At 35.8% G+C, this 14290-nt stretch carries 9 protein-coding genes; 8 read left to right on the forward strand and 1 reads right to left on the reverse strand.

Going from position 1 to position 14290, the window contains the following annotated elements; all coding sequences use genetic code 11:
- Window positions 1-61: 61 nt before the first annotated feature.
- Window positions 62-1558: a sodium:solute symporter gene (locus C8C84_RS07335; RefSeq protein ID WP_121312910.1), complete on the reverse strand. Its 1497-nt coding sequence runs from the start codon at window positions 1556-1558 to the stop codon at window positions 62-64.
- 165 nt (window positions 1559-1723) lie between these two features.
- On the opposite strand from C8C84_RS07335, the gene recR reads away from it, so the two are divergent.
- The 8 genes from recR to C8C84_RS07375 all read left to right on the forward strand — a co-directional run bounded on the left by recR (window position 1724) and on the right by C8C84_RS07375 (window position 13765).
- Window positions 1724-2344, forward strand: a complete 621-nt coding sequence (gene recR, locus C8C84_RS07340) for a recombination mediator RecR (RefSeq protein WP_121312911.1) — start codon at window positions 1724-1726, stop codon at window positions 2342-2344.
- Between the two features lie 77 nt (window positions 2345-2421).
- A complete protein-coding gene (locus tag C8C84_RS07345; RefSeq protein WP_121312912.1) occupies window positions 2422-3210 on the forward strand; it encodes a polysaccharide biosynthesis/export family protein in 789 nt (262 codons plus the stop codon).
- An 11-nt stretch (window positions 3211-3221) separates the two neighbouring features.
- Entirely contained in the window at window positions 3222-5693 is a 2472-nt protein-coding gene (locus C8C84_RS07350) for an exopolysaccharide transport family protein (RefSeq protein ID WP_121312913.1), read from the forward strand.
- Window positions 5690-6676: an SDR family oxidoreductase gene (locus C8C84_RS07355; RefSeq protein WP_121312914.1), complete on the forward strand. Its 987-nt coding sequence runs from the start codon at window positions 5690-5692 to the stop codon at window positions 6674-6676. The genes C8C84_RS07350 and C8C84_RS07355 overlap by 4 nt, the downstream gene beginning before the upstream one ends.
- 15 nt (window positions 6677-6691) lie before the next feature.
- Window positions 6692-8083, forward strand: a complete 1392-nt coding sequence (locus C8C84_RS07360; RefSeq protein ID WP_121312915.1) for a UDP-glucose 6-dehydrogenase — start codon at window positions 6692-6694, stop codon at window positions 8081-8083.
- A gap of 66 nt (window positions 8084-8149) precedes the next feature.
- Window positions 8150-9427, forward strand: coding sequence for a nucleotide sugar dehydrogenase (locus C8C84_RS07365; RefSeq protein WP_199717105.1), 1278 nt, complete (start codon window positions 8150-8152; stop codon window positions 9425-9427).
- A gap of 39 nt (window positions 9428-9466) precedes the next feature.
- Window positions 9467-10513: a dTDP-glucose 4,6-dehydratase gene (rfbB, locus tag C8C84_RS07370; RefSeq protein ID WP_121312916.1), complete on the forward strand. Its 1047-nt coding sequence runs from the start codon at window positions 9467-9469 to the stop codon at window positions 10511-10513.
- A 405-nt stretch (window positions 10514-10918) separates the two neighbouring features.
- Window positions 10919-13765, forward strand: coding sequence for a T9SS type A sorting domain-containing protein (locus tag C8C84_RS07375; RefSeq protein WP_121312917.1), 2847 nt, complete (start codon window positions 10919-10921; stop codon window positions 13763-13765).
- Window positions 13766-14290: the final 525 nt, after the last annotated feature.

The following is a 14290-nucleotide window of genomic DNA, read 5'->3' on the forward strand; positions in this document are numbered from 1 at the left end:
TACAATATCCCGATAAATCGGGATGATTTCCACTACAACCGGGGCTAAAAGGGAAGCCTTTTTAATATCGGGTGTTTTCCGTCGCCGGTTTGCTAATCAAAAGCAATCCGATAAAAGTGATTAAACCATTCACTATAATCAACTCGTTATCTATAGTGTAATTTCCCAATAACTCCGCAGAATATTTGCTGATAAAAAAGCAAATCGCCGGCGAAATCACACAAACCAAGGGTACGAATTTGTCATGAACCGTTTTTGATTTCACAAATAACCCAAAGGCATACAGCCCTAAAAGTGGTCCGTAGGTGTAAGACGCAATCTTGAAAATCATTTTTACTACCGAAGCGTCGTTTACCGTATTGAATAAGATAATCACCAAAAACATCAGAAACGAAAATCCAATATGAACCCAATGACGCGTTCTAACAATGTTGGGTTTGTTTTGGTTTTCAGCTTTATCCATGCCTAAAAAATCTACGCAAAATGAAGTTGTTAAGGCTGTCAAAGCACTATCGGTTGTGGCAAAAGTCGCTGCAGTCAATCCCAATAAAAATACTACTGCCGGAATTACGCCCAGATGATTTAAGGCAATTTCAGGGAATAAAAAGTCGGTTCGTGCTACGCCATCAACCATCGGAACTGCGATACCGTTTTTTTCTGCATACATATAAAGGAGTGCACCAACACTCAAAAAGAAAATATTAATCAGCACAAATATTCCGGTGAAAGTGAACATGTTTTTTTGTGCTTCGCCTATGTTTTTACAACTTAAATTCTTTTGCATCAAATCCTGATCAAGACCAACCATGGCAATGGTTACAAATATGCCGCCAAGCACTTGTTTCCAAAAATAATTACCTTTCAAATAATCTTCGAAAAAGAAAATTTTAGAATAGTTACTTTCTTTAACCGTTTCAAAAGCTTGAAAAAAGGATAAATCCAAACTATTGCAAATGAAAATAATGGTCAGAAATACTGATGAAACTAAGAAGAAAGTTTGCAAAGTATCAGTAATAATAATCGTTTTCAAACCGCCACGATACGTGTACGCGAAAATCAATCCGAGTGAAATTAAAACCGTTAAAGCAAAAGGAATGTTGAAAGCATCAAACACATAGCGTTGCAATACAATCACCACCAAATACAATCGGAAAGCCGAGCCAATCGTTCGGCTGATTAAGAAAATAGAAGCCGCGGTTTTATAACTTATTGTGCCCAATCGTTGTTCAATATAACTATAAATCGAAGTTAGATTCATACGGTAATACAGCGGTAGCAAGACTTTGGCAATGATTAAAAAACCAATAGCGTTACCTAAAACAAATTGGAAATATTTAAACTGCAAATCGGGATTGCCCACTTCGCCCGGAACCGAAATAAAAGTCACACCCGAAAGCGCAGTGCCAATCATTCCAAAGGCCACCAAATACCATTTCGAGTTTTTATTGGCTTTGAAAAAAGTGTCGTTATCACTTCCTTTTTTGCTTACAATATTGGAAATCAAAATCAGTAACCCGAAGTAAATGACGATGATAATTAAGATGGTCGTTGGTGACATAAGTTGGATTTTATAGTAAGCCAAAATACTAAAAAATGTCAATGAGTTGATTTGGTTATTGGGTTATTTGTAAAGAATAAATGTTGATAACAATTATCTGACGAACAATCTAAAATTCTAATAATCTATCTCGAACGTTCAGGACTATTTTGTTATTTTTGCCCCATGGAATTCTCATCAAAACTTTTAGAAAAAGCGGTCAACGAAATAGCGCAATTACCAGGAATAGGAAAGCGAACGGCCTTGCGATTGGTGTTGCATTTACTGAAACAGCCTGTAGAACAAACCCGGTTTTTGTCTCAAGCGTTAACAACCATGCGTGAGGAAATTAAGTTTTGTAAAACTTGTCACAACATTTCAGATGTAGAAGTATGTGAAATTTGCAATAACCCTGCAAGAAATCACAAAATTATCTGTGTGGTGGAAGATGTACGCGATGTAATGGCAATTGAAAATACCAATCAATTCAAAGGGATTTACCATGTTTTGGGTGGCAAGATTTCTCCAATTGACGGCGTTGGTCCAAGTCAGTTGAACATTAATTCTTTGGTAGAAAAAGTAAAATTGGGACAAACAGAAGAATTGATTTTTGCCTTAAGTTCAACGATGGAAGGTGATACAACTAATTTTTATATATTCAAACAAATCAAAGATTTAGAGATAAAGACATCTACCATCGCCAGAGGAATTGCGGTAGGAGATGAATTGGAATATGCTGATGAGGTGACTTTAGGGAGAAGTATTTTGAATAGGGTTCCTTTTGAAAATTCTTTGAAAAATTTATAAAAAAATAATAGCATACTACATTTTTGTATTTAGATTTGAAAAATCTATCTTTGTTTGCTAATTTTTTCTAAAAACTAATGAATAAACCCAATATATATTTATTTTTTCTCTTTAGTATTTTATTGACCTCTTGCGTTCCTACCAAGGATTTGATTTATCTTCAAAATAAAAACGATGGTACAAATGCGGCGGTAACTCCTTCAAATCAAAAACCTTATCGTTTGCAAACCAATGATTTGGTAAATATTGCTATCAGAGCCGTAGATCCTAAATTGGTTGAAATATTTAATCCTACCGGAGGACAAACTGTTGGCTCTGTCGGAGAACAAAGTAACTATTTGAATGGTTATTCTGTTGATGATCATGGAAACATAAGATTGCCTGTTTTAGGTGAACTAAACGTTTTAGGTTATACCACTGAGGAAGTTAGACTTAAGATTGAGAAGTTGCTTTTCGAAAAATTTTTTAAAAATGAAGCCGGAATTTTTGTAATAGTGAAACTATCCGGATTCAGGTATACCATAAATGGAGAAGTGGGCAGTATGGGTACTAAAACTTTATACCAAGATAAAGTTAACATCATGGAAGCCATTGCAAATGCTGGAGATATATCCATAACAGGAGATAGAAAAGATGTAAAAGTAATAAGAAGCTTTCCTCAGGGTAGTGAAACTTTCAGCATAGATTTGACCGATAGTAAAGCGGTAAATTCACCTGTATTTTTTCTTCAACCCAATGATTACATCTATGTAAAACCTCTGAAACAAAAAACATGGGGAACAGGAAAAACAGGAATCGAATCCTTGACCACTATAGTAACTTTATTGTCTTTAGCAACCACTACTTATTTGCTGCTTAATAATTAACACCTATTTTCATGTTAGACGTAAAAGATTTTACTTTTTTTGATAAACAAAATAGCTTTGATTTTAAGGGTTTTTTAATTAAAACATTGAGCTATTGGAAATGGTTTGTTGTTGGTTTAATTATTGCTTTTTCCATTGCGCACCAAGTTAATGTCAGAAAGCAAAAAATTTACGGGATTGATACTACAATAGCTGTTCAAGAAGAGAATAATCCCTTTTTTACTGCCAATACGAGTTTAGTATTTAATTGGGGTGGTACTTCGGATAAAGTACAAATGATTTCTACTACCTTGAAATCAAGATCTCACAACGAACTAGTAGTAGACAGGTTAGGATTTTATATCGATTATTTCAAACAGACGAAATATTTTTTACAAGATGTTTATGGTGAAGTACCATTCGAAGTAGTAATAGATAAAAGTAAAGACCAATTGTATGAACAGTTTGTCAGAGTAAAAATGCTGTCCAACGACACCTATCAAATTACCATTCCGTTTCAAGCAAGTAATGCAGGAGTGATTCGTTACAAAGACAATACTAAATCAGTTGTTCCTGTTCCCAATGCTGAATTTAAAAGAACTTTTAAAATAGGGCAAGAAGTCAATCTGCCTTTCCTACATTGGAAATTAAATTTGTCCAAAGATCCTAGTAAAAACTTTGGGGAAGAGATATTAATTCGTTTCAATTCCTTTGACAATACTGTTTCTTCTTTAAAAGGTGTTCGTGTTGATGTGGATGAAAGAGCCGGTTCTATACTTAGGTTAAGTATGGAAGGAACTAACAAATCCAGAATGGTTGCATACTTAAACGCTACCGTAGACGTTTTAATCAAAAGACAGCTTGAAAGTAAAAACCAATTTGCCGAGAATACGATCAATTTTATTGATGAAACCTTGGTGAAAATGGAAGAACAATTAAAAGATTCGGGTGATGACTTAAAAACTTTCAGTAAATCCAATAATATTCTTGACATTGAAGAAGGCGGAGTCACTTACAAAAGTCAGTTGATAGATTATGACAAGCAGAAAGATGAAGTGGAAAGAAAGATAGCCTATCTCAACTTATTAAAAAATTACCTCAAAAACAGTGTGGATTTTTCAAAATTACCTGCGCCAACAGTTGCCGGTATTGAGGAACCAAATATTACCGGTAATGTTAGTAAGTTAATTGATTTGTCTATCCAAAGATCACAGTTAGCTTATTCCATCAAAGGTGATGTTTATTATGAAAGAATAGACAACGAAATTCAATCGGTTAAAAAAGTGTTGTTGGAAAATGGTAATTCATTGCGAATTGCGTTAGAGTATGATTTAAGGCTTGTCAATCAAAAAATTCAAAAGGTAGAAGGTGAAATCAGTACGCTTCCTGAAAACAAGCAAGAATGGTTAAAGCTCTCTAGAAAATACAATTTAAGCGATAACATTTACAACACCTTTTTGCAAAAAAGGAGTGAAGCTTCTATCGTAAAAGCGGCCAATTTATCAGATATTAAATTCATTGATCCGGCCAAAGATGTTGGTGGTGGTTTATTAGGACCAAAAACCGGTGTCAATTATGTTTTGGCATTTTTTATGGGATTGTTAATTCCATTGGTATTGGTTTTCTTTATTTTCTTTATCAGTAACTCTATTCAGAATATTGAAGATATTTCAAGCTTAACACAATTGCCATTAATCGGAATTGTGGGAGTGAAACATTCTGAAACCAATTTATCTGTTTTTGAAAGACCAAAATCGGCACTTTCGGAGTCCTTTAGAGCCATTCGTTCGTCTTTACAATTTTTATACAAAAAGCAAAGCATAGAAGGAACCAAAACTTTGATGTTGACTTCTTCTGTCAGTGGAGAAGGAAAAACATTCTGTTCTATCAATATAGCGACCGTTTTTGCTTTGAGCGAGAAAAAGACCATCATATTAGGTCTCGATTTAAGAAAACCTAAGATTTTTGATGATTTCAATATTCAAAATGATATCGGAGCGGTGAATTATTTGATTGGTCAAAAAACATTAGACGAAGTTATTCAGCATACACACATTCCTTATCTTGATGTAATCACATCTGGACCAATTCCGCCCAATCCATCGGAGTTAATTCTTGGTGATTCCATGAAGGAAATGATTGCGCGTCTCAAGGAGGATTACGATTATATTATTTTGGATACTCCACCGGTTGGTTTGGTTTCGGATGCTTTAGAGTTGGCTCAGTTTTGTGATGTTACCTTATATATCGTTCGTCAAAATTTTACCAAAAAAGAAATGTTGACACTTTTAAACAACAGAACCAAACGCGGTGAGTTGAACAATGTGAGCATTATTTTTAACGGCTATGAAAATAAAGCCAAATATGGTGTTGGTTATGGCTATGGTTATGGCTACGGCTACAGTTATGGCTATGGTTACGGTAGTGGTTATCATGAAGATGATGAACCAAACGGATTCTTTGCCAAATGGAAATACAGACTACTAAAAAGATTCAAGTCATGATAGATAATGCAAAAGCAATTCTCATAACCGGAGGTGCGGGATTTATAGGTTCAAACCTTTGTGACTATTTTTTAGGCAAAGGCTATTTGGTTACTTGCTTAGATAATTTTGCAACCGGTCACCGACACAACATTGCAGGATTTTTAAACCATGAAAATTTTAAGTTGATAGAAGGTGATATTAGAAATATTGAGACTTGTAATGAAGCAGTGAAAAATATAGATTTTGTTTTACATCAAGCGGCTTTGGGTTCGGTGCCTCGTTCTATCAATGATCCAATTACCAGTAATGAGGTGAATGTTTCCGGGTTTTTAAATATGCTCGTGGCTTCAAGAGATGCCGGTGTGAAAAGATTTGTTTATGCGGCTAGTTCTTCTACTTATGGAGATTCAGAGAGTTTGCCTAAGGTGGAAGATAAGATTGGGAAACCACTTTCTCCTTATGCCATTACGAAGTATGTAAACGAATTGTATGCGGAAATTTTTGGTAAAACGTATGGATTAGAAACCATCGGATTGCGCTATTTTAATGTTTATGGCAGAAGACAAGATCCCAAAGGTGCTTATGCGGCTGTGATTCCGAAATTTGTTATGCAATTCATGGCACAGGAAAGTCCGGTAATTAATGGCGATGGCAATTATTCAAGAGACTTTACTTATATAGATAATGTGATTCAAATGAATGAGTTGGCGATGTTGACTCAAAATCCGGAAGCGGTGAATACGGTTTATAACACAGCTTTTGGAGACAGAACAACTTTGAATGATATGGTTAAATACCTCAAATTATATTTGTCGGAATTTGACCCGAAGATAGCTGATATTGAGGTGGTGTATGGCCCTAACAGAGCAGGTGATATTCCTCATTCTTTAGCCAGTATTGACAAGGCAAAACAATTACTAAAATATAACCCGAAATTCTCTTTTCAAGATGGTTTGAAAGAAGCAGTTGCGTGGTATTGGAAGCATTTAAAAAAAGATTAAAAATTACTATTGATAATGAAAATAACTAATATTTGTTGTATCGGAGCAGGTTATGTTGGAGGACCAACCATGGCTGTTATAGCCGAAAAATGTCCACACATTAAAGTGACTGTAGTCGATTTAAATGAAGCCAGAATTGCGGCTTGGAATGATGAAGATGTAAATAATATTCCTATTTACGAGCCTGGATTGAACGAAATTGTAGCCAATACCAGAAATAAAAATTTATTCTTTTCTACCGAGGTTGATAAAGCCATTGATGAAGCTGAATTGATTTTTATATCGGTAAATACACCAACCAAAACCTATGGTACAGGAAAGGGAATGGCAGCCGATTTAAAACATATAGAATTGTGTGCTCGTCAAATTGCTAAAGTAGCTAAAAACGATAAAATTATTGTTGAAAAATCTACTTTACCGGTAAGAACCGCAGAAGCTTTAAAAAGCATTCTAGACAATACCGGAAATGGTGTTCAGTTCCAAATTCTTTCTAATCCCGAATTTCTTGCTGAAGGAACTGCTGTCCAAGATTTATTAAATCCTGACAGGGTTTTAATTGGTGGTGAAACTACGCCGGAAGGACAAGAAGCAATCGAATCTTTGGTAGCTGTTTATGCGAATTGGGTTCCTAAAGAACGCATTTTGAAAACCAATGTTTGGTCATCGGAATTGTCGAAATTAACGGCTAATGCTTTTTTAGCCCAAAGAGTTTCTTCGATTAATGCGATGTCGGAATTGTGTGAAAAAACAGAGGCTAACGTGAATGAAGTAGCCAAAGCTATCGGAATGGATAGTAGAATTGGTTCTAAATTCTTAAAGGCTTCCGTTGGTTTTGGCGGTTCTTGTTTTCAAAAAGACATTTTGAATTTGGTTTATATTTCTAAAGCTTTCGGATTAAACGAAGTGGCTGATTATTGGGAGCAAGTCATTATCATGAATGACCATCAAAAGAGACGTTTTTCCAGAAATATAGTGCAAACTTTGTACAATACCGTATCGGGAAAAAAGATTGCTTTCTTGGGTTGGGCGTTCAAAAAAGACACCAATGATACCAGAGAATCTGCTGCGATTTATGTTGCTGATGATTTGATTAATGAGCAAGCTAATATTGCGCTTTATGATCCTAAAGTTGGTCACCAACAAGTGTTGTCTGATTTAGATTATTTGAATACCAGAAAACCTGCTGATAATGAAAAACACATTGTGACTTTCGACAATCCATATACCGCTTGCGAAAACTCACATGCTGTAGCGATATTGACGGAATGGGATGAGTTTAAAGATTACGATTGGGAAAAAATATATGACAGCATGTTGAAGCCTGCCTTTATATTTGACGGTAGAAATCTATTAGATGCTGATAAGTTGAGAGCAATTGGATTTGTTTACCAATCTATTGGCAGTTAATTGTCAGTTGTTGGTTTTGTAGAATAAAAAATAGGAGACAGAGGATATCAAAAAAAATATATAATAATGAATATTAAAATTGCTGTTATAGGGTTAGGATATGTGGGTTTGCCATTAGCAAGATTGTTTGCTACAAAGTATCCGGTTGTTGGTTTTGATATTAATCAAAATAGAATTCAGGAATTGAACTCCGGGGTTGATTCCACTTTGGAAATAGATAAGGAAACTTTAAATGCAGTTCTTGTTACCTCAAGTAATGATGCTAACGGCCTTTTTTGCAGCAATAACATTGCCGATATCAAAGATTGCAATTATTATATAGTAACGGTTCCTACGCCGGTTGACAAAAACAATCGTCCCGATTTAACGCCGCTTTATAAGTCGAGTGAAACTGTTGGGAAAGTATTGAAAAAAGGGGATATCGTCATCTATGAATCAACGGTTTATCCGGGAGTTACTGAGGAAGAGTGTATTCCTGTTTTGGAAAGAGTGAGTGGCTTGAAATTCAATATTGATTTCTTCGCAGGCTATTCTCCGGAAAGAATTAATCCGGGCGATAAAGAACATACGGTAGAGAAAATCCTAAAAGTAACTTCGGGTTCTACACCGGAAATCGGTCAGAAAGTAAATGATTTATACAAGTCGGTTATTATTGCCGGCACGCATTTAGCACCTTCTATAAAAGTGGCTGAAGCCGCCAAAGTGATTGAGAATTCGCAACGTGATATTAATATTGCTTTTGTAAATGAGTTGGCTAAAATTTTTAATTTATTGGAAATTGATACCCATGCCGTTTTAGAAGCTGCCGGAACTAAGTGGAACTTTTTGCCGTTCAAACCGGGATTGGTTGGTGGACATTGTATTGGAGTTGATCCTTATTATTTGGCGCAAAAAGCACAAGAAAAAGGCTATCATCCCGAAATTATTTTGGCCGGAAGACGATTGAATGATAGTATGGGCGAATATGTAGCTTCTCAAGTAGTTAAGCTAATGATTAAAAAAGGCGTTGCTATAAATGGGGCCAAATTGTTGATGTTAGGCATTACTTTTAAAGAAAATTGTCCCGATGTACGCAATACGAAGATAGTTGATGTAGTGCATGCTCTGGAAGATTATGGTATCGCTGTTACCATTTTTGATCCTTGGGCCAAACCTTCTGAAGTGAAGCATGAGTACCAATTGGTAACGACAAATGATTTGCCTGCCGATACTTTTGATGCTATTGTTTTGGGTGTAGCGCATCAAGAATTTGTAACGATTGATTTGTCTAAATTGAAAAAAGCCAATGGCGTTTTGTTTGATGTTAAAGGTGTTTTGAATGAAAAGGCAGATGGGAGATTGTAAAGAATTACGAATTATATATTACGAATTACGATTTAAAAAATGAAAAAGATTTTAATAACGGGTGGCGCAGGGTTTATTGGTTCTCATGTAGTTCGTCGTTTTGTGACTAAGTATCCGGCGTATCAAATATTTAATTTGGATGCCTTGACTTATGCCGGAAATTTAGAAAATATTGCAGATATCGAGCAAACACCTAATTACACTTTTATTAAAGGAGATATAGTTGATGCAGATTTTATCAATGATTTGTTTCAAAAACACCAGTTTGATGGCGTAATTCATTTGGCTGCAGAATCCCATGTAGATCGCTCTATAACTGATCCTTTAGCGTTTGTTAAAACCAATGTTTTTGGCACGATGAATTTATTGAATGCCGCAAAAACCATTTGGGCAGCTAAGTTTGAAGACAAAAGGTTTTACCATGTCAGTACCGATGAGGTTTATGGCAGTTTGGGTGCAACGGGTTTGTTTACAGAGACTACGCCTTATGACCCGAATTCTCCTTACTCGGCTTCTAAAGCAAGTTCAGATCATTTTGTTCGTGCGTATGGAGAAACTTATGGTTTGCCTTATGTGATTACGAATTGTTCAAACAACTACGGACCAAATCATTTTCCGGAGAAGTTAATTCCGCTTTTTATCAATAACATTATTAATAACAAGTCTTTGCCGGTTTATGGTGATGGAAATTACACCCGTGATTGGTTGTATGTTATTGATCATGCTATTGCAATTGATTTGGTTTTCCATGAAGGACGCAATCACGAAACCTACAATATTGGTGGTTTTAATGAATGGCGAAATATTGACTTGGTGAAATTACTTTGTCAAAAAATGGATGGTAAATTAGGTAGGGCTTCCGGGACTTCCGAGAAGTTGATTACTTATGTAAAAGACCGACCTGGCCACGATTTGAGGTATGCTATTGATGCTTCTAAAATCAATTCGGAATTGGGTTGGAAGCCTTCAGTTACTTTTGAAGAAGGTTTGGAACAAACTATAGATTGGTTTCTTGCCAATGAAGTTTGGTTGCATAATGTAACTTCGGGCGAATATTCGAAGTATTATGAGAAGCAGTATTCTTAGCGTTCAATCTTAGTTTTTATAAAATGAAAGTCTTGTTTTTGCAAGGCTTTTTTGTTTTTAATCAAGAAGATAAACGGTTAATAATTGGTTTCTTTTTAGTTTAAAATGGCAATTGGGTTAGAATGATTTAGTATGGTAGTTTTTTACTCTGAACAGGGTAATTGTTTAGTTGTTAATTTAGGGGCGCATTTTTTTTAGAATGTGTAGTATATTAACTAAAAATCAACAATTTATTAACACGCAAACGTTTTCGTTCGTATGGTTAAATTTAGTTTTGTAATTTGGATTGGTTAATTTTATAGTTTTATTGACCCAAATTCTACTACTTCTTAATTCCTTTTGGCTTGTTTAAGTCATTTGAATGTTATTGTCATTTTTAACTTTTACTAATTTAAAAATTACTTTATGAAAAGAATTTTACCCTTTTTACTGATTTTGATCAGTTCTCCTTTTTTTGGTCAAACTTATCAAACTTGGAGGTCTGAGGCTACTAACAACATTTGGCAAACCAATGATAATTGGTGGAATTTTCCAAATGGAAGTCCTATAGTATTTGGGCAACAAGAATGGGATAATAACCATCAAACTTCTCAGCAATCTACTTCGGATGTTAGCACATGGCGATTCTTATTCAAGGGCGGTGCCAATGCAGCGCATACTTTTTCCGGAAATAAAGTGAGGTTTTTTGATTTTACCACACAGAATCCTTCCATTACAAATACATCTACTGCAACACACGTTATCAACAATAACATTGAAGGTGATGGAGATGTTGCCGATCCTTTGGAAATTTATGTATATGATGGAAATTTGACCTTCAACGGTACTATGAACAACATGGGGTCTTGGATAGACGTTTATGGTAACAGTGGTAGGAGCGTGGCTTTTACTGGAGCGATATCCGGGAATGGTGGATTTACAGTAAAACAAAATGTTACTGTGACTTTGTCTAATGCAACGAACTCTTACACCGGATCTACCACTGTTGAATCAGGAACATTAATTGTACAAAAAGGAGGTCATTCGGCCAATATAACTACAGGGGCGATTGCTTTTACTTTTGCTTCTACTACACAAGCTGCAGGAACTTACGATTTTTTACCGGGACAACTTGGAGGGAATACCTCGAGAACATTAACCAGTAATTTAGTTGGTAGTAAGTCTGTTAGTTTTAATTATGCTACAGGTGATGTAACAATTTGTGATTTATCGACTGCGCCAACTGGAATCTTAGGGAATACTTCTATTTGTGCGGGCTCAAGTACTTCACTTACCGTAAACGGTGGGACAAAAGGAACCGGTGCGGTGACGCAATGGTATACAGGTTCTTGTGGTGGTACCTTAGTTGGAACAGGAGATACTTTAAACACTACAAGTTTGCTAGCTGATACCACTTACTATGTTAGATATTCGGGTAACTGTAACACTACGACTTGTGCTCAAGTAACTGTAACAGTAACACCACTAGCAACCCCAACAGTTTCGTTAAGCAGCAGCGATGGCGATAATACATTTGCCTATGGTACAAGCGTTACTTTCACGGCCAATGCAGGAAATTTAGGTGGCGGTACTGCGAGTTATGATTTCAAGGTAAATGGCGTATCGGTTCAAAATGGTGCTTCTAATACTTATACTGTTAGTACAGCCAATGAGAATAACTTGGCCAATGGTAATCAGGTTAGTGTTAGTATCACGGTAACAGGAGGCACTTGTTTATCGACACCAACAGCCGATAGTAATGTTATAGCCAATACCGTAACAGGAGCTTATTTTACCAATATCACTAATTATTGTGGTCAGACCTTACCGGCAGTTGGTTCAAGAATAAAATGTTCTGTACCAAGCGGCGTTGTAGGTGTTTTAGGCTATCGATTTAAAGTGACCAATAATGTTACTGCTATGTCTACTACAGTAGACAGCAATGTTGCCAGTTTTAATATGGGCATGATTAACAGTAGTGTTTTTGCATACGGAACAAGTTATAATGTTCAAGTAGCTGCTATCGTTAATGGCGTTTTACAGCCTTATAGCAGTGGCGTATGTGTTATCACTACTCCAAGTGTTCCATCGAATCAAGTAACTTCATTATGTGGTCAGACTTTAGAGTCTTTGAATACAAGAATTTATGCTTCTACAGTTTCAGGTTCTGTACTTTACAGATGGAGAGTTGCTTTGTCTACAGCACCAACGACTTATTTCACACTTACTACAACTTCATCAAGTTTTAGATTGACCAATGTACCTGATTTGAATGTTACTTTTGGTAAGACTTATTTGGTAGAAGTTCAATCGGATGTTGTTATCAATGGAGTGTCATTTACCTCAGATTATAGCACAGTTTGTAATGTAAGTACACCGGCGGCTTCTACTATCAGCGTTTCAGCTAATCAGTGTGGTCAGACTTTGACGACTATCTTGGATAGAATTTATGTTAACTCAGTACCGAATGCTGTGAATTATACCTACCGTGTACAGAAAGTTGGTAGTGCACAAGCTTATGACTTCACAACCAGTTTTACGAGTTTCCGTTTGAATAATTTCCCATCATTGTCATTGACTTATGATTCTGAGTATAATGTTTCGGTAATGGTAGAACTCCTTATCGATGGCGTTTATTATGAATCAGAATTTAGTACGCCATGTATCATCAGAACACCATTATTCCCAACAGTAGGTCTTCAGTCTTCACAATGTAGTGATGGAAATGAGGAAACTCCTGGGCCTTACCAAGTACAATCAAATTCAGAACTTATTTATAGTGAGTTTGTATCGGGCGCTTCTTATGAGTTCTTGCTACAGCCATTAGTAAATGGAGTGCCAACAGGAACACCATTAAGCACTACACGTTCCGGAAACTACTTTTCTTTGGATATGATTGACGGAGAGTTAGCAGATACAGATTATGTGGTTTATGTGAAATTGCTTCACTATGGCGAAGGTCCTGTGGGTAAAGATTGTATTATCAGAACACCATCAGTAGCTTCTAAAATGACTATTGCGTCATCAGCATTTGCTGCTAAAGCTTATCCAAACCCATTTGCAAACAACTTCTTGATTGATTTGGCTACAGAGAGCAAATCATCAGTAAGTATCAAAGTTTATGATATGGTTGGAAGAGTTGTAGATCAAAGAAGCGTTGCTGTTTCGGATATGGAAAGTATGACTATTGGTGAGCAATACCCAAGTGGTGTTTACAATGTTATTATTACACAAGGTGAAGAAGTGAAAACCCTTCGAGTGATTAAACGATAAGGTATATTACAAATTACGAGGTACTAAGTATTAAGTAAAGCGTATTAAGATTTTTAAATCCCTGTCTCAGTAAACGAGATAGGGATTTTTTTTAGCCAAGAAGGCGCAAAGACGACGCGAAGTTCACGAAGGGTTTTTAAATCCTCTTTGGTCCTCTAATGCTTTTCTATTGCTTTCAGTTATTGCAAGGAGACTTTTCTGTGATTTACTATTCTCTGTTCTCCGTTTACTATTCTCGGTTTGCTATTTACTGTTCTCAGTTCGTTATTTTCTATTCTCTATTCCTTATTTGTGGTTTACTGATCGCTATTTACGATTCTCTGTTCGTTGTTTACTACTCTCTGTTTCTTATTTGCGATTCTTTGTTCGTTAGTTACTGTTCTTGGCTCTCATTTCACTGTTTTAATATACCTTTTTAGTGAATTATTGGTTTTGTAGAATTGGTTTACAGTTTTAGTATTTCCATACGTTAAAATTTAGGTTTATTACGGTTAAATCCTGATGGGAAGCTTTTTACATTTCCTA

Origin of the sequence: Flavobacterium sp. 102, assembly GCF_003634615.1 — a bacterium.
Classification (GTDB): Bacteria; Bacteroidota; Bacteroidia; order Flavobacteriales; family Flavobacteriaceae; genus Flavobacterium.